The sequence below is a fragment of the Psychrobacter sp. A3 genome (genome assembly GCF_028823565.1).
Classification (GTDB): Bacteria; Pseudomonadota; Gammaproteobacteria; order Pseudomonadales; family Moraxellaceae; genus Psychrobacter; species Psychrobacter celer.
On the sequence record NZ_JAPEHS010000014.1, the window covers coordinates 1 to 26,870 of the forward strand.

Genomic DNA, 26,870 nt, shown 5'->3' on the forward strand with positions numbered 1-26,870 from the left:
TTTATAGACGCGGAAGCACGGTTATAAATTACTGCGCCGCTTCGGTCTCTACAGCCGCATTTTCAGGGGCTTTGGTTGCGTCGGCGGTGTTTTCACCCCAGATTTTTGGGTATTTGTAGCCCGGGAATGTCTCATGCGCGTACTTTTTAAAGGCTTCTGAGTTATAGGCGTTGGTGACGTCTTCTACCCATTTTTTACCAGTATCGGCAGACTTGATCGCTGACCAGTTGACATAAGCAAAGCTTGGCTCTTGAAACAGTGCTTCGGTCAATTTGATACCAGAGTCGGTGGCATAGTTACCATTAATCACCGCAAAATCAACTTCATCACGGGCACGTGGCAGCTGTGCGGCTTCTAATTCGACGATATTGATGTCGTATTTGCTGTTATCCGCGATATCAGTCTTTGAGGCTGTCAACGGATCGATATTGTCTTTTAGCGTAATCCAGCCAAGGTCGTCCATCATCACAAGGGCGCGCGCAAAGTTGCTTGGATCGTTTGGTGCTGAGACACTCATGCCTTTGTAGGCTTCATCAAGGCTGGTCTTTTTACCTGAATAAAGACCAAGCGGGGCGGTCGGTACTTGGAATACCTCAACCAAATCTAGATTGTTTTCTTTTTTAAAGGTATCAAGATAAGGTTTATGCTGGAAGATATTGATATCCAAGTCGCCTTCAGCCAGCGCCAAGTTAGGACGCACATAGTCGGTAAATGCGATGAGCTCAACTTCATAACCTTGTTCTTCTAGCGCGCCTTTGACTTGGTTACGTACCATGTCGGCAAAGTCACCTTCAGTGGTACCGATGACGATTTTGCTATGCTCAGGATCGATATCGCTGTCCGCTGCTTGGGCTGTGGTGTTTTCAGTCGCCGTTTCTTTGTTGGCTTCTGGCGCTGATGAGTTGTTACAGCCCACCAATACAAGCCCTGTCATACCAACGGTTGCAAAGGCAGTGGCCAACTGACGGCTGATATCTGTTAATTTCATAAAATTTCCTTATTCGTACATGGGATTGGGTTATGTGAGTCGCGCCTGAGCATTAAAAAAGCAACATTCTACATAGTAATGCTGCTTTTTATGATAAGAGCTAAGAGGATTCATTACTGCCAAAAATAAACTGAGTCGCTGGCAATGTCAAGTATTTGCCGAAGCGGTTTAACGTTTGTCTAAGCGGTTGGCCAGCCAGTTACCAGACGCTTGGATAGCAATGACCATGATCGATAGCATAATCACGATAAAAATCATCACCTCAGTTTGGTAACGATAATAACCATAACGAATGGCCAAATCGCCCAAACCGCCGCCGCCGATCATACCCGCCGCCGCAGAGTATGACAGCAAGCTGATACACAAGATAGTCACTGACAGCACCAGCCCTGAGCGCGCCTCGTTAAGCAAGACTTTGATAATGGTAAAGGGGCGAGCGCCCATCGACTCGGTGGCCTCGATGATACCGCGCGGGACTTCACGCAGGTTTTGCTCGACCAAACGGGCAAAATAAAACGAGCCGGCAATCGCAAGCACCAAAGAGGCGGCAATCGGTCCGATACCTGTACCGACGATGGCTTTGGTAAATGGACTCATCGCAATCATTAAAATCACAAACGGGAAGGCGCGCATAAAGTTGGTGATGCCGCCTAACACACCATATAGTGTTTTATTTTGCAAAAACTGTCTATCGCTGGATAAGAATAAGAATATTCCAAATAGCCCACCGATCAAAATGGCAACCGTCGTTGAGATACCCAGCATGATAAAGGTATCAATAAACGCAGTCACAATATCTTTACGCAGCGCAAACAGCTTCTCGATCGAGGCGGATAGTTCCGTACCAGTTAACATATTATTTCTCCTACCTCATTAGTCCTCAACGACTAAGCCTTTGCCAATCGGGGTGGTGGCCTGAATCAGACCATCTCTTACGTCTGCAACCTCAAGCAGCTTGCCTTGGTGTAGTAAGGCGGCGCGGTCGCAAAGCCTGCGAATCACATTCATCTCGTGGGTGACGATGACGATGGTCACGCCTAGCTGCTCGTTGATATCACGCAGACAGGTGAGCAAGCTACGAGTTGTCGCAGGATCGAGGGCACTGGTCGGCTCATCGGCCAGTAGCACCTTTGGACTAGGCGCTATCGCGCGGGCGATACCAACGCGCTGCTTTTGGCCGCCTGAGAGCTGCGCTGGATAGTGACCGGCGCGATCAGTCAGATCGACAATCTCCAGGCAGTCCATGACACGCTGATGAATATCACGACGCGGATAGCCTGCGACCATCAAGTTAAAGGCCACGTTGTCAAAGACGGTGCGATTGGACATGAGATTAAACTGTTGAAATATCATACCGATATTGTGGCGCGCCACTCGTAGGTCGCTGGCTGATAAGTTGGTCAAATCAGTGCCATCGATGATGACCTGACCTGAATCTGGACGCTCGAGCATATTGATCAGGCGCAACAAGGTGGATTTACCGGCACCTGAATAGCCCATTAGGCCAAAGATTTCACCTTGCTGGATGGACAGTGACGTCGGCTCGACAGCAGTAAACCAGTGGGGTTTGCCATCTTTGTCTTTGATTGAGCGGTCACTTAAAAAACTTTTGGTCACATCGTTTAAGACAATCATGTCATTCATGGAGGGCTCAAAATTCAATGGTTTTTTTAATGTCACAAACGCCTTGTTTTGCCTCTATCGTCATCTAAGAGGTAAAAAAACAACCGTTCATAACCCTATAATAAGGGGCGCTAATATAGCATATTGTCGGGTACTTTGGATATGCGCATCCGCGACCCGCTTATGATGAATAGCGATTAGGCAGGGGAGGCGAGGAAAAGAGGCAGATAATAAGAGCGGTTTTTGACAAGAAGACGGCACACTTAATAAAGGGGTTTGTGCTAGAGAGGGGTTTGCGCTAGCAAGATAAGAATACGTCCTAGCCATTTGGATGATAGTGCGGATTATGCTTGACTGGCAGTATGACCAAAAACCTTGTATGGCCATTGATGGTATCAGTGATGATACGGCCCTGATGCGCGGTGACGATTTGTGATACCAGTGATAACCCCAGCCCTGAGCCTTTATTTTTTTGTTGCAAACGCACAAATGGGCTAAACACTTCTTCGCGCTTTTCTTCAGGGATGCCAGCTCCTTCGTCGATGACGGCCAGTACCGCGTATTTGGGCAGAGGACGTTCAGGCTCTGTTTTGGTTTTTTTGAGATGCTTGGTAAACAAGCCTTCTTTGCGCGGCGCGTCCATAGTCTCCCCGTCAAGCTGCGTCGCGTTTTTGCTACTAAATTTCTGGTCTTTTGGCTTTTTACTATCATCGCTAGTGGCTGTGCTATCGGCGATGGCGCTTTTTTGGCTGTGGCCATTTTTTAGCGCATTGATACCTTTGCTCATCAGACTGTCTTTGGTTTTTTGTACTGTAAGGTCACTATCAGCCTGCGCCGCGCTCTCAGGTACCGCACGCCAAATGACTTTTTTGATTTTGTCCGCAAACTCAGAGGTAAAGCGCTGATAGTCTGTCATCACAGATAGCGATGCGCGCGCGTCCTTTGGTTTAAGAGCGGTATGGTTATTGGCCGAAGCGAGAGCGTTATCATCCGTCTCCGTTGCAAGCGTGTCATCCGCCCTTACTACAGATGTCTTAATCTGATGCGTCTCGCAGTTTGGTGTTGCATCGTGGTTAGGACGGTCAGCAGCGTTGTCGTTTGTCGTGTCGACCGCAGTGTGAGTAGCATCAGTATTATCTGCCTCATTAACGACAGCGGCCTCGTCAACGAGCGTTTCGCCGTTTTTGTAGATAGGCGGTGCAGGCAGGGCCATGACCGTCTCTGTCATGTCTGCTTCAGCCGCGGCGGTATCTGTGAGCGCGGTATCGTCGCCTTGCGCTGATGCCGCCCGCCCATCCTCTCGGGTTGGAGCCGCGGTCTCATCATAGGAGTCAAAGTCTGAGCTATTATAGTCGGCGAAACTACTGCAAATGAGGGTTTGCAGCAGGTAGTCTGGGATGCTATCGGCCTCGTCAATGGTCTGTACGCCATATAGCAGTACGGTCACTGGCGGCACCCCATGTAGCATCGCATTGGTCAATAGATTGCGAATCAAATGGGTTAGCATAGAGGCCTGCCCATCGATGACGATGTGCTCGCCGATCAACGTCGCTTCAGGGTAATGTTGGCGCTCTTGATTGATGAGATCGTATAGATCTAGGCGCTCTACTTGCTGCAACGCATGACCTGCATCCAAGCGGCTGACCAGCAAGATGCTTTCTACCAAGTCATTGAGCCCAGACAAATCGCGATTGATGGCTTGGGCGCGTTTATCAAACTTTTCTTTGATATCAGAGGGCAGCGCGCCTGCCAGCATGTCCATCATCTCAATCTGCAAGCGAATACGCGTGATGGGTGTGCGTAGCTCATGAGAGGCGTGCGCCAGCAGTAAGTTATTGGCATCGACCAAATGCTCGATTTTTTGTGCCGCTTGGTTAAAACCGCGCGCCAAGGAAGCAATCTCATCATTACCGCGCGCATTGACTCGCACGGTAAAATCACCATCACCCAGCTGCGTCATCTGCTGGCTCATCTGATTGATACGCCACGTCATGGTGCGAGCAATAATCCACAAAACCCCTGCCATGATAAGCAGCAGCAATAAGGTGCCGGTAAATAGGTTCAATGCCGCAGAAAGGGCTGGTTTTTTGGGCGGTAAACGCGGTTCGTACAGCAGCGTATAGCCTGTGCTGCTATATACTTGTGCTTGCTGGGTCGTGGCGGTATCAGAAAAAGAAGGGAAAACGCGTGATAACAAAGACGGGGTAGGCGGCAGCTCTAATGGCAAATCGCTGTGGTCGGTTTGCATCAGCAAATGACCATCGCTGTCATACAGACCCATCTTGGCCTGTAAAGACTCGTCAAAAATATCAAAGCTTTTTTTGACGACCGCCAGCATAAACCGCGACTGCAAACGGTTGTCTTTGCTAATGGCGATATTTAGCTCATGCAAAAAAGGATCGATTTGCCCTAATATCTGAGTGGCCAATACCTCGGAGCGAATTCCCGCATCTTTATCATGGACCAGCTGGGTCAACAGCACCATCGCCACTGCAAATAAGATAAGCGCCAGCATCACACTGGCAAATAGCTTGGCAAATAAAGAGCGAAAACCCAAGTGCTGCATTAAACCATCTCTATTATCAGACGTTTATAACGATTCAAAACGGCTACCATACAGTCTGCCGTTTATAGCGTGCTACCGCTCATAATATGAACAAACAATCAGACCTGATCGGTGGCAAATTGATAACCGACGCCGCGTACGGTGATGATACGTTTGGGCTGGCGAGGGTTGTCTTCAATCAAGGCGCGTAAACGTGAAATATGCACATCAATGGCGCGGTCGATATTGTCTGAGCTGTCATCATTTGGCATCGCCTGCCAGAGCTGCTCACGATTGAGTACTTTACCAGAATGCGTGGCAAAGTAGTGTAGTAATTGAAACTGATGCGTGGTCAAACGTACAGGCTCATCATCAATCGTCACCTCATGACTGTCAGGAAATACGCTTAAGCGGCCAAACGTCAAGCTATCTGACTGGCTGTCTGCTTGGTTTGGCTGCTCATGACGGCGAATCACAGCGCGGATACGAGCCAATAACTCACGCGGCTCAAAAGGCTTGGCGATATAGTCATCGGCACCCATCTCAAGGCCCAACACGCGATCTGTGGTATCACCTTTGGCCGTCAACATGATAATAGGTACTTTATTGGTCATGTTGTTTTTATTGCCACGGATCTTTTGACAGACCTGCATACCATCCATATCGGGCAGCATCAAATCAAGCACAACCAAATCGATATCGCGCTCTTTGGTATCTAATAAGTCAAGACCTTCTTGACCAAGCCCTGCGTGATGCACGTCGTAATAATTCATGGTCAGATAGTCACTGATCAATTCTGCTAAATCTGGATCATCTTCTATTAATAAGATCTGTTTACTCATGGGTTATCCTCTAGTTGTTGTTATCATGGGTCAGGCGTTTATACAGCTCTGTACAGTCATTCTGATAAATACATCAGATGCGACCGCTGTTATGCCAAACGTCTGAATGCGCTATTTAAAGACATTATTTAAAGGCACTATTTAAAAGTACTATCTCGTAAATATACATACGCTTAAATACGTATGCTTGCTGTAAACGCGCTAATAATAAAGACCGCTAATAAAGACATAGTGCCTAATTTTGCTGTGACAAAACAAGACAAGCTTTGTTAATGTTTCTACATAATGTAACTGCCAGCGTAAGCCATTAGGACACAATGACTTTTTTGCCTTTAGAATCAAGGGGTAAATCGGCCAAGCAAATCAAGCTATCATTACTGATGCCTGCGATCAGATACTGCTGAGTGGTGGGGTTAAACTCGATTACTTCTACAGGCTGGCGCGCCAGACGCTGATCTTGTCCGATGATCCACACATTTGCCGCCAATGGCCTTAGAGGTTTATATGGCGGTGAATGCAATTCTGTCAAGTTCACATCATGTAAAGCGCGTCTAGGCACGATAGTGCCGACATCGATTTGTCCATAGTTGACCCGCCCCGTGACCTGCATCTTAGGCAGCAGTTTTTTGCGACTGCTCTCGTTATCGATCACATTGACATGGACCAGCAGCTTTTTGGGGTGCGGGGCTTCGACCAGTTTGCTGACTTGACCGGTGAACTGATCTGTCAGCTCAGCGGTTGTAAAATTAACCGTTTGTCCTACCGATAGCTGCGGCTTTGCCTGAATAGGCACGGTTGCGACAAAGTATAGCTTGGTCTCATCAGCGATCTGCAATAAGGACGTACGTGCAGCGAGCTGCTGTCCTGCGGCGGCATTTAACTGCGCGATCCGCCCAGCGAAGCTGGCACGCACTGTGATAAGTTGGTATGACGAATGCTTTGAGGCGTCGTCCGGTGTGTCTGTCGCAGCGTCTGCATCCGCGTCGTTTTGGCGCGGCAGCTTGGCTGAGGCAGGGTTGCTGTCGGAGGTGGCTTGGCTAGCAGAGGTAGACTTGCTATCGATGGCTGATGGCTCGGAGGCCGCGTCCTCTATGGTGGCTTGTTTTGTCTGCTCCGGACGAGGTGAGGTTTTTTCAGTAGCTGGGTCTTTTGCTGCACTTTTGGTTTGCGGTGCTGCATTCTCGGTTTGCGGCGCTGAGTTGCCATCGGCCTCTGTATTTATCTCATCTGAGCGTTTGGGAGGTATTTGACTGGTCATGTCCAGCCGTCGGACGATAAGCAAAGGCGCGTCTTTTTCGACCTGCTGACCTTCACTGACCAGTACTTGTTCGACATACAGCGGCTGGGCGGCGACAAACTGACTTTGTTTGATCGGCTGTATATTGCCCTGTAGCCCGAGGCTGGGTTGATAGCGCGATGGTTTGATACTTAGAATATGGTCTGGCGTCATCGTCACCGTGCTATCACTGATGATCAGTGGGTTATCTACTGTCTCACTGTTTTCGGCTGTGACAGGCTCATCGGTAGGCGGGGAGGGCTGACAAGCCAGCAGCAGCAAAACGCTAAGTAAGTACGGGCTTTTTTTTAACCATTGAAAAGCTGTCATAGCAGTCACCGTTATAATCGTCGTTTTATTATATAGTGAAATCCTGTGAGGTGAAACGATTGTACGCTAGCTGATTGTGCAGTGACCAAACATTGCCGCTCGTCATGCCATCATGACTGCCAAATGCTAAACCATACAACCTGCTAACAACCTGCTGATAGAAGCATGACTGGAGTATGACTATAGGTAGCTATTTAGATAACCGTTTAGGTAATTATTTGGATAGCTATTTAAGTTGTTAACTAGGAGACTGGTCAGTCTGAACATAAATTTGTTAATCACTGGAATTGCATGAACAACTGTGCTAAAACAAACATAACAAAATATATTGATACATTTTTATCACAATCGAAAATTATTCAGCAATGTGGTGGTTGATTCTATATAATGCAGAAATATCATGAAGTTGGTGAGTTTTTTGCCCTGTTTTTATCAAAAAGTAGGATGACGATAGTTTATGGCAAAGTGCTTTAATGTTTTTTATGCATTAAGATACCTTTATCTGGCGACACGCTAAGCACAGTGGTTGGTGATTGGCCACCGGATTGAGCGTCAATCGATTCAGCCACCATAAATTGCCTATCATGACCCAGATGGCGGGGGTACTTTTGCTCAGGACTGATAAAAGCCAGATACTCATAAAAGAAAAGATAGGTCCGCTACGATATAGATAGATGGCAGAGGTCGTCTCAAGCCCATAATCAATAAATGATCAATTGAGAATACCCTAACAGCTGTGTTGATAGATCGCGTGACAAACCCATAGTCGTTCATAGGACAATGAGAATGGAAAATAATTTTGATGGCTTAAAAGTGATGGTGATTGATGATTCCAAAACCATTCGCCGTACTGCAGAAACCTTGTTACAAAAGGCTGGCTGCGAAGTTGTAACTGCTATTGATGGCTTTGATGCACTTGCAAAGATTGTCGATAACAATCCCGATATTATTTTTGTGGATATTATGATGCCACGTTTAGATGGTTATCAAACCTGTGCTTTGATCAAAAACAACCCTGATTATGCCGACAAGCCTGTAATCATGTTGTCATCTAAAGACGGTTTATTTGATAAAGCACGCGGCCGTATCGTTGGCTCTGATGAGTATCTGACCAAGCCATTTAGTAAAGACGAGCTGTTTGACGCGATCAACCAATACCGCTAGACAAAGGGTCAAAATAAATGTGCCAGACTATCTTTGAGCGTGGCGTATTTTGTGCAGGTTTTGATATCACGTACGGCTGTTGCTAGCCGCTTGACAACGAGTAACCACTGCGGTGAGAGGCGTGTGATCATGAGTATTTGGAGCACAGGCTTTAGTAGTTGGTCTTTATAATATATTTGAATATCCAAATGCATATCTTCGTAAATAAAGGAAAATCCTATGACTACCGTCTTAGTCATTGACGACTCGCCATCTGAAATGGCGAAATTTCGCGACATGCTCTCCAAAAACAATTTTCAAGTGTTGGAGGCGACCAATGGGGAGCAGGGCTGTCAGATGGCAGCAGATCATCTGCCAGATGTGATTTTGATGGATGTGGTGATGCCAGAGATGAATGGTTTTCAGGCGACACGCAAGATCACCCGCGGCAAAACCACCGCCCATATCCCAGTGATCATGATCAGTACCAAAAACCAAGAAACAGACCGTGTATGGGGTAAGCGTCAAGGCGCTAAAGAGTATATGAACAAACCCATTGACGAGAGCAGCTTGGTCAATATCATTCGTCGAGTAATGGAGTAGCTTGTGGCTTCCAAAGGGTTTATTGAGCTTCTGCGTCTAGCAGATCTGGCACGCGCGCGCAAAAGTGGTCGCCGCAGTGGGCAAGAATATGACTGGCAAGGTGTGGTATTTGAGATTGGCGGACAGCGTTTGGTGGCGCCAATGGGTCAGGTATCGGAGGTGTTGGCCATGCCAGAATATACCAGCTTACCCTTAGTGAAGCCTTGGATGCTAGGTATTGCCAATATCCGTGGTCGTTTATTACCGATCACGGATTTGTCACAGTTTTTACAAGTACCTAGCCGTGTGGCGCAAATGAGTCAGCGTAAGGTCATTGTCATCGATCACGACAACCTGTTTTCAGGTTTGCTCGTCGATCAGGTGATCGGTATTGAGCAGTTTACCAGTGAACAATATCGCGCCGAGGCCATCGAGCCAAGCTCACCATTTGCGCCTTATAATCACGGTAAGTTTTATAAAAATGAGCAAGATTGGTATATTTTCATGCCAAGCTTACTAGCGCAGGATTTGCAGTATAGCGATGCGGCAATATAACTGTCGATAATACAGAATCTGTCTCATTCATAAAGACAGAGGATTAGCGACTGACATGATGCGGTTGGATGTCAGCATTCATACAGGCTTTGTTGATCGTTGTTTTGATAACAATAAGATTGTCAAAGTCAGTCACGATAAGACTTTGACGATTGTTTGAAAGGAATACGTAAGATGAGTGATGTTATAAAAAAACCTGTAGCTGGTACGCCCAAAACCACAGCGGATGGCAAAGATGCCTATAGTGAATGGAATTTATTGCTGGTTCTGTTTGTGGCGATAAGCGTGGCTTGTTTGATTTGGCTAGGCAACTCTGTATCGTCAGTGAGTCAGTATTTCTCTGACTTTAATCAATCGGTCATTCTGCCTGTGGTGGTGTTGATCATAGGCATGCTAGGTATTTTCTTTGCCTTATATAAAATCCTAAAACAACGGGGCGGCTCAGAGCGCATCTTGATCGAAAAAGAAACCCTACGTCGCCGTCAAGAAGCCGAGGCGGAGTCTGAGCGTGCTCGTCAAATCCAAGAAGAAAACGAGCGTAACCAGATCGCTATTTTGCGTCTACTCGATGAGCTAGGCGACTTGGCAGAAGGGGACTTGACCGTCAATGCGACTGTATCAGAAGACTTTACAGGGGCGATTGCTGACTCAGTCAACTTTGCCATCGACCAGCTGCGTCAGCTGGTACTGGTCATTAACAGTACCGCTGAGCGCGTCTCGCAATCATCAGAGCAAACACAGATGAACGCTGTAGAGCTGGCCGAAGCCTCTGAGCACCAAGCACAAGAGATCGCTGGCGTGTCGGCGGCGATTAATGAGATGACGGTGTCGATTGACCAAGTGTCTAACAACGCCTCAGAGTCAGCGACCGTGGCCCAGCGCTCAGTTGCCATTGCCTATAATGGAGCCGAGGTGGTACAGCGCTCTATCGAAGGTATGAACGTGATTCGTGATCAGATTCAAGAAACCTCAAAGCGTATCAAGCGCTTGGGTGAGTCGTCACAAGAGATTGGCGATATCGTTAGCTTGATTAATGACATTGCCGATCAGACCAACGTTTTGGCCTTGAACGCGGCCATTCAGGCGTCGATGGCAGGTGAGGCAGGCCGAGGCTTTGCGGTCGTTGCTGATGAAGTTCAGCGCCTCGCTGAGCGTTCAGCCAATGCGACCAAGCAGATCGAAACACTGGTAAAAACCATTCAGGCAGATACAAATGAGGCGGTCGTTTCGATGGAATCAACGACCTCTGAAGTCGTACGCGGTGCACGTCTGGCAAAAGACGCCGGTGAGGCACTAGAAGAAGTGCAAAGCGTTTCAAACACGCTCGCTGATTTGATCCAAAACATCTCAAACGCGGCATTGCAGCAAGCTGAATCTGCAGGCCATATTTCACACACCATGAACGTCATTCAAGACATTACGTCACAGACCTCATCAGGTACCATGGCGACTGCGCGCTCTATCGGCGAGTTGAGTGAGATGGCAGCCGCACTACAAGAGTCCGTCACTGGGTTTAAAATCTCAAATGACGATGAGTTGTTGGACGCTGATATGCTAGAGTCTGAAGAGGTTTTATCAGAGAGCGTCTGATAAGTATTTGGTGCCAGAGCCTGATTCGGTAAACAGGTGCAGTAACGGTGCATAACAATGATAGCAGGTCATGTGGACGATCTTAATCAACCAACCCGCAGCTTTGTTAAAGCAAGCAGCGCTGCGCTGGGCAAGACGATAATGCAAAACGATCATTTTGATGCGCAGCAATGGCAGCGGTATATAGAGCTCGAAACGGGCTTTGTACTACCAGATGTCCAGCTAAAATGGTTAAAAAATGCGATTGATCATACCGCCCAGTCGCATGGCTTAAGCGTCAAGCAGCTATGGTATCAGCTGCCCAAAAGCAATGCGCTGCGTCAACAGCTGCTGGACAAAGTACTTATCCACGAAAGCCGTTTTTTTCGACATCAGCCTTCGATAGATTTTGTGACCCAGTGCGCCGCCGAGCATCAAAGCCTAGTTCTAAACGCCGATAGGATAAGTGCTGATGGGGTAAGCGGCGTAGATAAATTGTTTCGTATTTGGAGTGTGGGCTGTGCCGGTGGGCAAGAGGCGTGGTCGCTGACCATGAGTCTGGCGGCGCAGCAGCTGACGAGGTTTGCGATATTAGGTACTGACGTTAGTGAACAAGCACTGGCAAAAGCACGGTTGGCGCAATATGACAAACGTCAGCAGGCCTTGATTCCGCAGCACTGTCAGCCGTATGTGTATCCGTTATCAACAAACCGCCCAACGCCTACATCGAGCTTGGCAGATACCGCGATGCCTGCTACAGCGATACAGACATCATGGCAAGTTGCCCCAACGCTGCAATCACACGTAAGCTTTGCTTTACATAATATTATCGAGCAGCAACCACCCACGCCACATCTGCAGCAGGTGATTATTTGCCAAAACATGCTGCTGTATTTTCGCAAATTTGATCAGCGTGATATTTTGGCGCGGCTGTCAGCGCAGTGTGCTCCCGGTGGATACATTGTATTGGCTCCGGGTGAGGCGCTGTTTTGGCGTCCTGCAAATATGCGCCGTATTGCGAACCCACAGGTTAATGTGTGGCAAAAGACCAACACTTAAGCCCCGTGCCTTCATGAGTGGCAAAATTAGTGCCTAGACGAGTTAGGATGACCCTATGAAAAACCAGCCCAATGACATAGTGACGCTTGAGTGGTTGCTCCCTCTATTTAATCAGCAATTATCACAGGTATCGGATGGCTGGCAATTAGACGCTGATCCCATCAATTATGAGCACATGGTCGTGCCCTATCATCAGCTCGGTGGCGCGCTCATCATAAGCAATCTACCGGCATTGGCAGATCTGGCATACAAGCTCAGCGCATTAGCAGAAGTTGGTGGTCGCGATGGCCTAGCTAGCGAGGCGCGCCGCGTGGGTCAGCTTGCGCACCGATTGTTGCAGCGAGCGCTAAATCAGTATGCTCGCATCGGCAGTCACCATACCGCTTCAATCACGGCCGCCGCGGAGCAACTGCTTGAGGTGCTAACGCAATTGGGAGCGGCTAGTGGGTCATCATTGGCATCCAGCGCTATTCAGCAGGGTGCATTGCATCAAAAAACTGACACAGATGCGGCTGTGGCTGGGTTTGAGCTGGCCGTACCAGTGCGAACAGATGACGTCACCGAGCATCTAGATGAGCAGCAATACCAGCAGTTGTTGCTCGTCTGGCGACAACAAGTACAAGTGTTGTTAAGTGTTAATAGTAATCAGCCGCCGTTATTAACCCCGCTAGAAAAAGTCAGCCAATACCTGCGTCAGACGAGCCAAGAGGAAAATTTGCAGCGGCTCTGGTACTTGACTGAGCTGTGGTTTAGTGAGCTTGCGCAAAACACCGCTCCGTTGCCTAAGCAGTATGCCCCTCTGTTAAGCGAGCTTGAGCAGATCATTGATGCTTTTGTACAGCAAACACCGCCTGTGCCAAGTGTCATCAACAGCCTTATAACCAATATTTATATCGAGCTAAGTGGTCTCGACCAAAGCAGTGACAATACGCAGTCGATACTGAGCAACTTGCCCCAAAGCTCGGCGGTAGAGTCGCGTTTTTTACCGCGTATATTGAGTGAACTTGAGACTTTGGTTTTTCATTTAGACAAGCCAACCACACTGTTGTATCCGCTGCAAAAGATACAAACCCAGCTGGAGGGGCGTGGTTGGACATATTATGCCGCTCAAGTGGCAGAAATACTGACCGAGATAGAGCAGGCGCTGGCGTCTGAGGCGGCGCTGACCCAAGTACAATGGCAAATTGAACAAAAGCTGCAAGAGCTATACAGCGCTATTTACAATACGGAGCAAGTGATCTCGCAAAAGATTGGTGAGGCCGCCGCGTTTGTTCCTTTTTCTGATGTACTTGCCAGTGCCAACGATCAACCCGTCACAAGTGCTGATGCTGTGTCGGCGGGTGAAGGGCTGCGTGAGCTGCGCATTGCTGTCGAAGACGTCAAACAAAGCTTTAATGAGTATATACAGCGTCAAGAAGTGCAGCTGCTACCGACGACTGCTGACTTTGCAAAAATCGGTCAAGCCTTTGATGATATGGGGTTGCCAACGATCTGCCAAACCACCGATCAGATCGCGCATATCTTTAGCCAGCTAAAAACGCACGAGATTGATGCGCTGAGTTGGGATGTGACGCAAGCCTTGGCGGAAGCACTGACGTCAATTGAGCTGTTGTTAGACTATCTGGCTCAGCAGATTTTTGATCAGCAATTATTAACGCTCGCAAGTGAGCATACGGCCAGAGCAGAAGCACTGCTTGATGCTTATATTGAGGCACCAGAGATGGTTAGTGATACTTTTCATACCCAGACACCTGCCGCAACTGACGTGCTGCGCTATGATGACAGCGGTGAGATTGCTCCTGCCAGTCATGATCTATCTGCCCAGCCATCCGATGATGCGCTAGAGGATGACAACATGCGTGATGACAACGTGCACGATGACAGTGCTACGCATAAGGATAGTGAGGCATTGGCCGAGGCTCGCACGCAGCTGCAGCCTGATAGCTTTGAGGCAGATGCTGATATCCGTGAGATATTTATCGAAGAAGTCACAGAAGTGATGGCTGATTTAGAAGACTTTTTGCCTATTTGGCAGCAAGACTCACAGGATTTGACACCCTTGACAGAAGTGCGTAGAGGTTTTCATACTCTAAAAGGCTCAGGGCGCATGGTGGGGGCTTTTAGCATCAGTGAGATGGCTTGGTCTATCGAAAACTTGCTGAATCGATTGTTGGACAAAACCTTGCCCGTCACCGAAGACGTGGTAACTCTGGTCACGCAAACCACAACGAACCTGCCCACTCTGGTCGCCGACTTTCAAGCGAAACGGCCGCCAAGTGTGGATCCTGCTATCACAATACTGCAAAGCCGTAACCTATTGAGCGGACAGCCTATCGACGCTGGATTGGTCGAAAGCGAGTCTGCATTGGTCATCTCTGACACCGAGTCAGGGGCTGAGGCGGAAATGCTGGCTGATGAAGTGCAAGTGGCAGCTGACGTCGCTGCATCACAGAGTAATGATGCCGCTGCGTCTGATGAGATCGGTATGGATATAGCCGATACCGAAGTGCGCGGCGAAACGGTGTCTTTGTTTGATTTTGAGGTTCCAGTAGTGCTTGCGCCCTTTATGCCAGATGCTGGGCAGCTACCAGCCGATGCCAATGATGCAGACCCTGATATTAAAGAGATATTTATCGAAGAGGCCGATGAGGTATTGAGCGAAATCGTGCCTTTGTATGAAAACTGGCGCATGTCTCCTACTGACCTAGATGCCTTGACAGATATTCGCCGCGGCTTCCATACCCTAAAAGGCTCAGGCCGCATGGTCGGGGCCAACTATAGCGCTGAGCTGGCTTGGGCCATTGAAAATATGCTCAATCGTGTACTGGATCACAGTATTGAGATGACAGCAGATATCACTCAGCTAATGGCTGATGTATTAGCCGCTTACCCAGCGATGCTCGCTACCTTTGAGCAAGGTGGTGAAGAGTATCCAGCACTGATACCGTTATGGATTGCCTGTGCAAACGCCTATAGCAAACAAAAATCTCAGGACTTTAGTTACCCTGCCTTACTGGCGCAAATGGGCAGTACGCCTGCGTCTGATATTCACAAAGACGACTTGGCTTTAGCTTCAGAGCGGTGGGATGAGACTGATGCCGATGAGATTGAGACTGCGAGCGACTATGAAGGTAGTGATGACAGCGAGGTAAGGGACGCTGTAGCGGCCATAGAGGTAGATAGCACCTTGCAATCGCTTACTTCTGTCAATGAGATGATGGCAGAAGCACCGGTGATTTTGACGCCGCAGAGCGAAGAAGAGCAAGCCTTCTGTGAGATTTTCATCGATGAAGCCGAAGCGTTATTACAAGACATTGAGCAGTTTGTTGCCACGCATCGAGATCAGCCTCAGATTGAGGTGACCGATGAGATTGTACGAGCCTTTCATACGCTGCGCGGCGCATCAGGCTCTAGTGCGTTAGCGGCTATCAGTGACGTGAGTGCGACGATAGAGCATAGTTTAGAGCTGCTACAACAGCAAGATACCGCGATGACGCCGCTGCATTTAGAGGCGTTGGCACGGTCAGCTATGCTGATCAATGGTTATCTAACGAATTATAAGCAAAACGTCCAACAACCTGATGTTTCGGCGGAAGATGCCCAAAGCCAGCAAGATATTGCGTCATTGCAAGCCATGCTTGGTGAGCAGTATCTCATCCATGACGATCAGACAGCCTCCGACAATAAGCCAACGATTGAGCAGTTGTTGGATGACAATATTGATGAGTTATTAGACGCTGAGTGGGAGCTAGAGGAGGCGCTAAGTCAGGGGGATATCTCGCAGGCTCAGCGCTATATAGAGCAGCAACTTAGCCAAATCAAACACCTCACCAATAAAACCCAAGAATTTCCAAAATTCACTACTATCCTTGGCGGTTTGGCGCACGCTTATGCTTATCTACAGCGGCATCCAGAATCGGCAAAACAAGCAGAGGTGCAGGCGGTATTACTCGCTGGCCACGCGCAATTGGTCGGCTTGTTCGATGCGCTCGCTGGCAGCACTTCACTAAAAGTCGACCCGCAAGTGCTACATGAGTTGCAGGCGCTTGCTGGCTTCGATGACGGCGATGATGACGAGTCGATGGTTCGCACGGTTGCTGCACCCGAGCTGCAGCTTGAGTCGATCGATACCGATGTAGAGCTGCTTGAGATCTTCTTAGAAGAAGCGCAAGAGCTAGATGACGCGCTGGATGAAAGCTTTAGTAAGTGGCGTGCCGATATCACCAATATCAACGCGCTTAAAGTATTGCAGCGTCACCTACACACCATCAAAGGTGGCGCAAGAATGGCGGGCATTAGCAGTATTGGCGACCTGACCCACGAGGCGGAGAGCATTTATGAAGCCTTTGTAGAAAACAGGAAAACACCAACCGCGCAGTGGCTAAAGATTATGCAAGTGGTGCAGGACACCATGTCATTGCAAGTCATGCATATCGTTCGTCATCAGCAGTCGTTTTTTGCTACAGAATTGATTGAGCAGTTACAACAGTTTGAAAAAGCAGACACATTGCCAGCGGTGGTTGAGCTGATCATACCAGCACCGACCAACCACTTCGATGCCGACACCCAATCACAGGCTGACAATACCCAGCAGAGCCATGAAGTAGCAGACACGGTCAGCTTAGATACCATGATCAAGCAATCATGGGCCAATGGTTTGCCTGATCCTGATCTTTTGGCGGTGTTTTTAGAAGAAGCAGAAGAGCTGACCAACCAAAACCGACACTTGCAAGTGTTTTTGCAGGATGCCGAAGATACCGTGGCGTTGCAGTCGCTACAGCGTGATCTGCATACCATCACAGGTGGTGCCAAGATGGTCGGCGCCAGCGGCATCGCTGACTTGGCTTATGAGCTAGAAGCGACGTATAAAAACTTTGCCAGCCGTCGCCGTCCTGCAACCGAAAAAGCTCAAGCATTGATTGTTGCTTGTCACGACTGGCTGGCAGATGCGGTATTTATGCTAGGTCTACAGGTCAACCCGCCAACACCGACGCTACTGATTGAAGCGCTACAGCAGTTTGGTAAAAACCCTAATAGCCTAAAACAAGTACCAAAAGAGTCGCTGCAAGCACAGCGTACAGCGATCTTGCTGGCAAAAGAAGCACAAGATTCGCAATATCTAGAAAAAGACATCAGTCAGATGCCGTCGATGTTTGCAGAGACCGATGAGGAAGAGCAGAGCGCCAGCAGTAATGAGATGATTCGTATCTCAGGTGGCTTGATTGAGCATATGATCAACCTATCGGGTGAGTCTGCGATCAACCGTGCTCGTATCGATATGGGTATGAGCAGCTTGACCAACAGTATCGAAGAGATGGGCATTACCGTACAGCGCTTGGCCGATCAGCTGCGCCGTATGGAGACGGAGCTTGAAGCACAGATATTGTCGCAAATCGATGACGAGCTGATTAATAATGAAGGCTTTGACCCGTTGGAGATGGATCAGTACTCGTCACTCAATCAGCTGTCCAAATCATTGTCAGAGTCGGCCTCGGATTTGGTCGATATCAACCACACTTTATTAGAAAAAACCCGTGATAGCGAAAGCTTGCTGCTGCAGCTGGCACGTACACAAACCGAGCTACAGGACGGTTTGATGAACTCGCGTATGGTGCCGTTTACGCGCTTGACCCCGCGTCTGGAGCGTATCGTCCGTCAGACTGCAAACGAGCTTAATAAATCTGTAGAATTGACCATTATCAATGCTGATGATGAGATGGATAGAACCATTTTGGAGCGGATTACCTCACCGCTTGAGCATATGCTGCGAAACGCTGTCGACCACGGTATCGAAAACACCTCAGCTCGACTCAAAGCAGGCAAAGAGCGTAGCGGTCATATCACTTTAGAGGTGCACCGCGAAGGGAGTGAAGTCGTCATTCAGTTATCGGATGATGGCCGCGGTATCGATGTAGAAGCCGTACGCAACAAAGCCATCTCTCAAGGCCTTATCGATGCCAATGACGATAGCCTGACTGATGTCGATATCATGCAATATATCTTTAATGCCGGCTTGAGTACCAGTAAGCAAGTGACGCAAATCTCAGGCCGCGGCGTTGGTATGGATGTAGTGATCAGTGAGATTCGCCAGTTGGGCGGGGCGGTCACTGTGGTGTCGGAGCTGGGCAAAGGGTCACGCTTTACCATGCGCTTACCACTGACAGTTGCAGTGTCTGATGCGCTGGTCGTACGTGCAGCCGATCGCTACTATGCTATTCCACTGGTACAGATCGAGCGTGTGGTGCGTATCAACCCAGAAAAACTTTATGAGTATTATCAGTCCAACGACGCCACGTTAGCGTTTGAAGGGAATGATTACCGCGTACGTTATCTCAACGAGATTCTCTCGGGTAATAAGCTCAACGAGCTGATGGTCAATACCAACACTAGCCTACCACTGATCATCATCAAAAACCGCACGGGACAAAACATCGCCTTACAGGTCGATCAGATTGCAGGCTCACGTATTGAAGTGGTCGTCAAACCATTGGGACAGCAGCTATCCAACCTCTCAGGCGTTTCGGCGGCGACCATCATGGGTGATGGCTCGGTCATGCCGATTTTGGACTTGATTGCCCTAATGCGAAATGCGCCAAGGGTCAAAAACGTGACCAAGCCTAGCGGCACTCAGTCAAAACCGACGGTACTGGTGGTGGATGACTCAGTCACGGTACGTAAAGTGACCTCTCGTTTCTTAGAGCGTCAAGGCTTCAATGTGGCGCTTGCCAGAGATGGTATCGATGCTATCGAAATACTACAAGAAACCACGCCAGATATGATATTGCTTGATATTGAGATGCCGCGGATGGATGGCTTTGAGGTGGCAACGCAAGTCAGAAACAATCAGCGCTTACAGCATATTCCAATCATTATGATCACCTCGCGTACTGGTGAAAAGCATCGTCAGCGCGCCTTAGAGATTGGGGTAAATGACTATATGGGCAAACCGTTCCAAGAAAAACAGCTGCTTGATAAAATCCAGAGACTGCTGGGTGATGAGGTCAGCTTAACTTATGAAGGATAATGCAGGTATTTTGGCACTAACAGGGAAGACAAAAGCAAATATAAAGGTGCTGGTGGTGGCCGAAGACCATCATCAGCGCATGGCGTTTTCAGACACAGTTCGTAGCTGCGGTTTTGCGCTGATAGACTGTGTGTCGCGTGCGCAATTACAAAAAAAAACCACACTTTTTGAGGCCGAAATAGACATTTGGCTGATCGATAGCGACTATGACGATGATATGGCGACGGTGACGGCTGCCTCCAAACCTGCCGCCGTGCTGGTGGGATTTAGTCAAGCCCCTTATCTCAATGAAGCGCAGCTGTATGCTAAATGGCAGCGTCAACTAAAGCGTAAGCTGGCGCAGATGCTGGCATTGCCCGTGTTGGTGCATACGCCTGTCTATAAAAGCGATGATGCTGATAACGACTGGCATTATGTGGTGTTTTTGGGTGCCTCTATGGGCGGGCCGAGCGCGGTAAAAGAGTTTTTGGATAACTTATCGCCCACGCTACCGATTTGTATTTTACTCGCGCATCATTTTAACCAAACCATGATTGGTACGCTGCCCCGTATTTTAAATCGCCATAACGAGTGGCGCTGTCAGGTCATCACCTCATCGCAGCGTCTGCGAGCTGGTCAATGTCTGATAGCCCCTATAGACAAGCAGATAGTCTGTGACTCTACTGGGCGGGTGATACTGCTAGAGCAGCCTTGGGATGGTGAATACAAACCAGCTATTGGCCAGATTTTAAAAAACACCAGCGATGTGTACGGCAGTGAGCTTATCAACATCATATTTTCAGGTATGGGTGATGATGGCTCGCAATACTTGGATCTTATTCAAGATAATGACAGCCAATTATGGGCACAAGAGCCAAGCTTGAGTGCTTGTCCGAGCCAACCACAGGCCATCATTGATTCAGGTTATTGTGATTTTGTCGGCAGCCCTGTTCAATTGGCACAAAAACTTACCGACTATATTGGTGAAAAGGCGACGGCCTCTTTGCGTTAACTTACTGTGAGCGATGTATGAAACAAATTTTACGACACTCGTTTGAAGCAGTCAGCTTGCTGACCACAAACCACGGTATGCTGGATGTCACTTTTATTCCCGCTTTTAATCAGCCTGATTGGATTATTCCAAGCGGTCTGATTTTGAGCATTGAGGACACTCATAAGCGAGCCTCCAGCTATCATTGGCAGCAGCAAGTATTGCCTGTGTTTGATCTGCTCACGCAAGAACAAACGCCTGATAAGATGATTATACTAGAAGGTAACACCATAGAGCACCGCATGGTGCTCCAGACGTCAGGTCAATTGTATCAGCGCCAAGTGGGTATCTCTGATGTGAAAGATACAGATAGGCAGGCGTATTTTGCCGACTCTGACAGCACGGATAAAACTACCGCTGAGGGACGCTTTACGGCAGAGGGTATGCTATCCTACCTTTTTCAAACGGTGATGATTGAGGACACCGTTTATGTGGTGCCTGATTTAGAAAAAATCGCGCATCAGTTGGTTGAGATGGACAGCTAGCGTTCGGTTGGTATCGTTAATCTGTTTTAAAATAGATACAAACCTACGGCTATTCATTTTCCTTGTGTGCATTGCCAACCAATCACTGTCATAAATAGCGATAAGGATAATAGAGCAGCTCATGAATAACACACAGTCAAATATGTCCAAGTGGTCAGTCACTAGTCGCGTGTTTCATTGGATTAGTGCGGTTTTGTTGCTAGTCACTTGGATTCTGATATTGTTACACGAAAACCTCGATAGCAATCTTTATATCGGCTTGCATAAGGCGTTTGGGATCAGTTTATTGTTTTGGATGATCGCGCGGGTGATTAACCGTGTTTTTACCAAAGCGCCGTCAGCACTGCCCATGCCAGCTTGGCAGTTGTGGGTCTCTAAACTGTCGCACTTTGCCTTGTATGCTACATTGATCGCGATGCCGTTGGCGGGTTTGTTGATGTCTGTATATGGTGGCAGACCGGTAGATATTTTTGGTTTGTTTCAGATTCCAGTATTTGTCACACCAGATAGAAGCTTGGCGCGTTTTTTTAATGACATGCATACCGATATCATTTGGCCGATGATTATCGGCTTTACATTGCTACATATCGCTGCAGTGTTGTATCATCAGTTTGTCAAAAAAGACAACCTGCTCGCTCGTATGAAATAAGCGTACTGACAGATTGCCACATAGAAAAGCCCTAAGTAAGATGCTTAGGGCTTTTTCGTATGCGTCACAAAATCGCTGATAAGAGGCGCTGTACTGCTAGACTTATCTTTTTTTGTGCTCAGGCAAATTGATGTTCATTTCTAAGACGTCTAAGCTGTCTTCGGAGCGATGATTGATATTGACATCATCAATCTGTACACCATTGACGTATTTATTGACAACCTCTAGTATTTCACGCTTCATTTTTTCGATGCGATCGGCGGTGAGACGACTATTTAGGCGGTTTTCGCTTGCAACGATGACCTTAAGACGCTCAGTGGCTAGGTTGGCGCTACCAGCACTACTGCTGTCATCAGTACCAAATAGGCTACTCCAAAATCCTTTTTTCTTACTCATTATTAACTCCCAAACCAGCGCTGTAGTAGACTCTTTTTCTTCACATCGATATGACGCAGCGGACGCTCTTCACCCAAAAAGCGGGCAACGATGTCATCATAACATTGACCAGCAACCGAATCGCCATAATGAATCACAGGCTCACCATGGTTAGAGGCTTCCAAGACGGAGTGGCTTTCGGGCACCACACCGAGCAATGGCACTTTTAAAATATCATTAGAGATGGTGTTAATGTCCATCATCTCATTTGCTGCTGCACGTTCAGGATTGTAGCGCGTGATGACCAAATGCTCACGGACGGAGCCTTGGTTTTCTGCAACTTTTTTTGTTTGGCTTTGCAAAATACCAATAATGCGATCTGAGTCACGAACCGAGGAAATCTCAGGGTTGGTGACGATGATGGCTTCATCAGCATGATACATGGCCAGCTGCGCGCCGCGCTCGATACCAGCAGGCGAGTCGCAGATGATATAGTCAAACTGCTTAGACAGCTCAGACATGACCTCGCTCACGCCCTCATCTGTCAGAGCGTCTTTATCACGCGTTTGACTGGCAGGAAGGATATACAAGTTTTCAAGCTGTTTGTCTTTGACAAGCGCTTGCGACAAACGAGCATTGCCGTTGATCACATCGACAAAGTCGTACACGATTCGATTTTCGCAACCCATGATTAAGTCTAGATTACGTAGACCCACATCAAAATCGATAACGACCGTCTTATAACCACGCAATGCTAAACCGGCGGCAAAAGAGGCACTTGTCGTGGTTTTGCCCACGCCGCCTTTACCTGAAGTGATGACAACTATCTTCGCCACAATGGCACACTCCTATGAATCAATGGGATATCTATTATAAAAAATAGCGCACGCTTATATCGTTCACTGTAAATATAAGCACTACCTGCGAAAGTAGCCTAGCATAAATAAACAAAAATTTATAGCAGGTCTATACGGCAGTAAACAATCTGTATCAGTCGCCCTGCACACCATCAGATGCCAGTGTATTTATATCTAAACGACGATACCGAGTTCAATACCAATACCAATACCAGTATGACTCGTGCTATGGCACCTCTCTATAGCCTATAGACCGGCGCAACATAAACGCCTTAACAGATGATATAACGAGCGCTGATGAATAGGGTAAATAGTGGCAGAGCCAGCAATTCATCATAGAGCAGTTTTGTTAAATAAACTTACAGTACTATTAAAGCGGTCATTATCTATAGTGAGACTGCCCATATCGTAGCATTATTTGTCGCCAGCCATGTTTTTATTTGCGCAGACGCTTACAAGCCAGAGCTGCTGGTATTGCGGCTGGCACTTTTGTCTACTAGCGCTATACATCATCCATGACTGTAAATACTAAACCTTCTCCTTCGACAAACCGCACTTGTACTGATTTGTCGATCACGTGCTCAGGTAGGTTGTCGCGCAGGCAGTAAGTGCCAGCGACCGATACCAATGAGGGGTTAAAGACTTGACAGAAGATACGCGCGTCTTTGTCGCCGGTGGCACCTGCTACCAGACGGCCTTGCGCACGCCCATATACGTGTAGGCTGTTGTCAGTGATGGCTTCAGCGCCGCTATTGACGCTATTGGTCAAAATCAAATCGCCGCCCACATGATTGAGGCTTTGGCCTGAGCGTAGCATTTGGTCATAAATAAGGCTGGTGATTTGCTCAGCGCTGACCAATGTCTCAGCGGCAACATCAGCGAGCGTTGTCTCAGTGGTAGCGGTAGCGCTGACCAATGTCTCAGCGGCAACATCAGCGAGCGTTGTCTCAGTGGTAGCGGTGCTATCTGTCGCGGCGTTATCTTCTGGACTGCTGGCCGCGCTTGATTCAGCAGGTTGGTTTGCGGTGACTTGCTGACGCTGGGTCGCTGGTTTTTTGGTCGGTAAGATGCGCTCAATACGCTTGCCATCAGCAGGAAAAATGGCCAAACGCAGCTCACGCGCCTGTGCATCCAGCAAACCTGTGACGACACCGATGGGCTGTAGTCCCCACGACCATAGCAGCTCTACCAAAGCAGAGAGATCCTGCTCGACCTCGCTATCGATAAGGACTGGGATATTGCTCGATTTACCGCTGAGTGTGGCTGCAAGCTGAGCTTCGATAGCACTGAGATCATCTGTGCCAAACTGCAAACGCGAAAAGGTCAGCATCTTGCCATAAAACGCCAACGCTGGTGCGGCGCTTGCGCCTTGGGTGCCATTATCTAAAACTGTCATATATCAATCCTCAAGAAATAATCTTGTCGCTGTCTTTACCGTACTATGTATTGTCGTGTCATACGCTGTATGACTCAGTGATGCTGTGTGATACCAGTCTTTATCTGGCATTGGGTTGATGGTCAAATGTATCGCTCAAAGGTTGAGCATGTCTTGATGTTTCCACTGCTGGACTTTTACCTGTGCTTCAAACTCCGTCAAACTGTCGTCGATAATACTAGAGACTAAAGTGTCCAGTGCGCTGTTGTCGGTGTCTATTTGCGCAATACCACTGGCAATGGCCACCATCAACTCATCTAAGCGTTCAGGGTCTAGCAGACGTTTATTGAGAGCGTACACGACGTTTTCCCCAATATTGTGCCCGACATGCTGTAGCTGCGACTCAATCAGGCTACCAGCGATGGGTATCATGCGCAGATAACGACGCAGCTCAGGCGTATTGGCCAAGCCTTCTTCGATAGCACCGCCCATCTCACGGGCGAGTATGCTGCCGCCGCCTGAGGCTGCAGTCAGTGCCTGTAGTTTGGGCACCAGCTCTGTGCGCAGGACGGAGAGTACCGCAGCTTCTATCTCACGACGATTGCGCGCTATCGTGGACTCGATAAAGGATTTGTGTGTTTCAGGATTGGTCAGCTGCTGCCGAAAGTTTTGGATGGTGGTCAGTATCACGCGATCAGACAGCTCTTCTAATAAGAGGTCAATATAAAACTTGATGCGATTGATCCAAGGCTGCGGCAGTACTTGATAGCCAAGCTGATACAGACGGCGGCCAATGATGACAGCACGAAACAAGCGCAGCGCGCGCAGCTGCGGAAAACAGCCAAGCACTTCATACCAATGCACAAAAGGAAAAAAGAACCAGCGATAATATACATTGTCTTTGATTGCAATTGCCCAGCGTAGCAACAGCTCTGCGATCAAAAATATCGTAAAAAACCCACCAGCGGTACGCAAGGGGTCGTGTAAGGTGTTTTGATACCAAAGCAGCGCCTCACTGATGCGCAGCCACTCTGCGACATGACTGCTAAAATTGCTCATCAAAATCGCATCGATACTGATCAACAACAGATCAATACTGATGGCCACGATCATCACAATGTCATAAGCCAGCTTTGCGCGGTTTGGCTTTGGCCGATTGGGGCGACTGGGCGGCGGATGATCAGGTAGCCGAGTCGACTGATTGGGCACAGAGGCTGTGTTCAGCTGCGAGCTAGGAGTAGATGAGGCGGGCACAGTCAGACCTTATTAATGATAAAATGATAAATGGTACAAAGCATAGGTGAGATAGACGGCGTACGATAAATACATCTTCACCATCAGCGGATCATGACTCACATTATCAATGAATAGGACTAAAAAACAACCCATCTTTTATGATATCGGTCGCTTGCAATAAAAATGATACGTGAATGCCGATAGCGTGGCTCGCCGCGCAAGACCAGCCACCAGTGATTTGGCTGCTATTTAGCCATCATGCAGCATTCAAGTATTATGAAGTATGGTCAGCGGCAGGGTTGTGCTCAAAATCTGCTAACATGTCGCTGATGCGCTGATCTTTGTCGCGCCAAACTTGCTTAATCCACGCAAACATTTGTGCTTTTACTTGCTCATCGTTTTCGTAGCCGCCGCGTTTAATCCCAGCAAACAGCTCAGCTGGGATGTCTAGGTATCTGACGTCAACGCCTAAGCGTTTGATATTGCCTTTCCACAGATCGGTGTAGGTAGGGACGCCATCAGGATACACGATGGTCATATCCAGCAGGCCATCCATCTCACTGCCCAGTGCATTGATGGCTAAAGAGAGTCCGCCGGCGCGTGGTTTGAGCAAATGTGTATAAGGAGATTTTTGCTGTTCGTGTTTGGCTTGGGTAAAGCGTGTGCCCTCTAGGTAATTTAACAACGTGAAGGGCTTGTCTTTTAACAACGCGCAGGCACGTTTGGCTTCCTCGATATCTTGGCCTTTTAGGGCAGGGTTTTTTGCCACTGCTTCTTTTGAGTGTCGGCGCATCATTGGGAAGTCTAAAAAGTAAAACGCCTGACCCACGATTGGGATATAAATCAGCTCAAACTTGGTAAAAAACCGTGTGAGCGGCAAGCGTTTTTCGCTGATATATTGGACAATGCTGGTATCGACCCAAGACTGATGGTTGCTAATGAGCAGATATTTGCCCTCAGTATTGACGTCGTCGGGCAGGCTGATCCGCCAGTCCTTACGCGGCAACATGTTATCAATCAAGGCATTATTGCTACTGATCCAGTGGTTGGTGATTTTGATGACGGTTTTATCGGCGATCGGCGCGCCGGTGATGATTTTGCCCACGCCCATTAACCATAAAGGAATACTACCAACGAAGCTGTTGGCTGCAATGACGCCTGTCGCCGTCGCAAGCGAGACCGCTTTTCCGAGCTTTGGGCTGCGCTTATGTATTTTTTTGATAGTAGATGTCAGTCGCATGCTAAATCCTTTTCAATCGGTATTGTTGGAATATTTATGGTCCACCGCTTAAGACAAAAGGTATGGTGAAGTAAGTTCATATACGAA

19 protein-coding genes and 1 pseudogene are annotated in these 26,870 nt (G+C 48.2%); 9 read left to right on the plus strand and 11 right to left on the minus strand.

Going from position 1 to position 26,870, the window contains the following annotated elements:
- Positions 1 to 28 precede the first annotated feature (28 nt).
- From NK638_RS03745 to NK638_RS03770, 6 genes are all read right to left on the minus strand, one after another.
- Complete coding sequence (locus tag NK638_RS03745) at positions 29 to 988, minus strand: MetQ/NlpA family ABC transporter substrate-binding protein (protein WP_274631991.1); 960 nt, start codon at positions 986 to 988, stop codon at positions 29 to 31.
- A 168-nt stretch (positions 989 to 1,156) separates the two neighbouring features.
- A complete protein-coding gene (locus NK638_RS03750; protein ID WP_274631992.1) occupies positions 1,157 to 1,843 on the minus strand; it encodes a methionine ABC transporter permease in 687 nt (228 codons plus the stop codon).
- Positions 1,844 to 1,861: 18 nt separating this feature from the next.
- Positions 1,862 to 2,632 carry a methionine ABC transporter ATP-binding protein gene (locus tag NK638_RS03755; RefSeq protein WP_274631993.1) on the minus strand — a complete coding sequence of 257 codons (771 nt, stop codon included), beginning with the start codon at positions 2,630 to 2,632 and terminating at the stop codon, positions 1,862 to 1,864.
- 298 nt (positions 2,633 to 2,930) lie between these two features.
- On the minus strand, positions 2,931 to 5,177 hold the full coding sequence (locus NK638_RS03760; protein ID WP_274631994.1) for a HAMP domain-containing sensor histidine kinase: 2,247 nt from the start codon (positions 5,175 to 5,177) through the stop codon (positions 2,931 to 2,933).
- A 98-nt stretch (positions 5,178 to 5,275) separates the two neighbouring features.
- The gene (locus NK638_RS03765; RefSeq protein WP_058025471.1) at positions 5,276 to 5,998 is read right to left on the minus strand and encodes a response regulator transcription factor; all 723 of its coding nucleotides are present in this window, start codon (positions 5,996 to 5,998) and stop codon (positions 5,276 to 5,278) included.
- 307 nt (positions 5,999 to 6,305) lie between these two features.
- A complete protein-coding gene (locus tag NK638_RS03770; RefSeq protein ID WP_274631995.1) occupies positions 6,306 to 7,604 on the minus strand; it encodes an efflux RND transporter periplasmic adaptor subunit in 1,299 nt (432 codons plus the stop codon).
- 786 nt (positions 7,605 to 8,390) lie between these two features.
- On the opposite strand from NK638_RS03770, the gene pilG reads away from it, so the two are divergent.
- The 9 genes and pseudogenes from pilG (at position 8,391) to NK638_RS03815 (ending at position 21,700) form a co-directional block, all read left to right on the plus strand.
- Positions 8,391 to 8,768 (plus strand): twitching motility response regulator PilG, encoded by a 378-nt coding sequence (gene pilG, locus NK638_RS03775; protein WP_075100386.1) that lies wholly within the window; start codon positions 8,391 to 8,393, stop codon positions 8,766 to 8,768.
- Positions 8,769 to 8,987: 219 nt separating this feature from the next.
- On the plus strand, positions 8,988 to 9,350 hold the full coding sequence (locus NK638_RS03780) for a response regulator (protein WP_075100388.1): 363 nt from the start codon (positions 8,988 to 8,990) through the stop codon (positions 9,348 to 9,350).
- 3 nt (positions 9,351 to 9,353) lie between these two features.
- Positions 9,354 to 9,884: a chemotaxis protein CheW gene (locus NK638_RS03785; RefSeq protein WP_274631996.1), complete on the plus strand. Its 531-nt coding sequence runs from the start codon at positions 9,354 to 9,356 to the stop codon at positions 9,882 to 9,884.
- A gap of 516 nt (positions 9,885 to 10,400) precedes the next feature.
- A pseudogene (locus tag NK638_RS03790) lies at positions 10,401 to 11,474 on the plus strand (methyl-accepting chemotaxis protein); the annotation flags it as partial.
- Between the two features lie 72 nt (positions 11,475 to 11,546).
- On the plus strand, positions 11,547 to 12,512 hold the full coding sequence (locus tag NK638_RS03795) for a CheR family methyltransferase (RefSeq protein WP_274631997.1): 966 nt from the start codon (positions 11,547 to 11,549) through the stop codon (positions 12,510 to 12,512).
- A gap of 55 nt (positions 12,513 to 12,567) precedes the next feature.
- Complete coding sequence (locus tag NK638_RS03800) at positions 12,568 to 19,536, plus strand: Hpt domain-containing protein (RefSeq protein ID WP_274631998.1); 6,969 nt, start codon at positions 12,568 to 12,570, stop codon at positions 19,534 to 19,536.
- Entirely contained in the window at positions 19,526 to 20,527 is a 1,002-nt protein-coding gene (locus NK638_RS03805) for a chemotaxis protein CheB (RefSeq protein WP_274631999.1), read from the plus strand. The genes NK638_RS03800 and NK638_RS03805 overlap by 11 nt, the downstream gene beginning before the upstream one ends.
- Before the next feature lie 17 nt (positions 20,528 to 20,544).
- Positions 20,545 to 21,051, plus strand: coding sequence for a hypothetical protein (locus NK638_RS03810; RefSeq protein ID WP_274632000.1), 507 nt, complete (start codon positions 20,545 to 20,547; stop codon positions 21,049 to 21,051).
- Between the two features lie 121 nt (positions 21,052 to 21,172).
- Positions 21,173 to 21,700, plus strand: coding sequence for a cytochrome b (locus NK638_RS03815; RefSeq protein WP_274632001.1), 528 nt, complete (start codon positions 21,173 to 21,175; stop codon positions 21,698 to 21,700).
- A 102-nt stretch (positions 21,701 to 21,802) separates the two neighbouring features.
- On the opposite strand, the gene minE is transcribed toward NK638_RS03815, so the two are convergent.
- The 5 genes from minE to NK638_RS03840 all read right to left on the minus strand — a co-directional run bounded on the left by minE (position 21,803) and on the right by NK638_RS03840 (position 26,783).
- A complete protein-coding gene (minE, locus tag NK638_RS03820) occupies positions 21,803 to 22,096 on the minus strand; it encodes a cell division topological specificity factor MinE (protein WP_105244123.1) in 294 nt (97 codons plus the stop codon).
- A gap of 2 nt (positions 22,097 to 22,098) precedes the next feature.
- Positions 22,099 to 22,911, minus strand: a complete 813-nt coding sequence (gene minD / locus NK638_RS03825) for a septum site-determining protein MinD (RefSeq protein WP_192994936.1) — start codon at positions 22,909 to 22,911, stop codon at positions 22,099 to 22,101.
- 523 nt (positions 22,912 to 23,434) lie between these two features.
- Positions 23,435 to 24,328, minus strand: a complete 894-nt coding sequence (gene minC, locus NK638_RS03830; RefSeq protein WP_274632002.1) for a septum site-determining protein MinC — start codon at positions 24,326 to 24,328, stop codon at positions 23,435 to 23,437.
- Positions 24,329 to 24,463: 135 nt separating this feature from the next.
- Positions 24,464 to 25,561 carry a hypothetical protein gene (locus NK638_RS03835; protein WP_274632003.1) on the minus strand — a complete coding sequence of 366 codons (1,098 nt, stop codon included), beginning with the start codon at positions 25,559 to 25,561 and terminating at the stop codon, positions 24,464 to 24,466.
- A gap of 256 nt (positions 25,562 to 25,817) precedes the next feature.
- Positions 25,818 to 26,783 (minus strand): acyltransferase, encoded by a 966-nt coding sequence (locus NK638_RS03840; protein ID WP_274632004.1) that lies wholly within the window; start codon positions 26,781 to 26,783, stop codon positions 25,818 to 25,820.
- Positions 26,784 to 26,870: the final 87 nt, after the last annotated feature.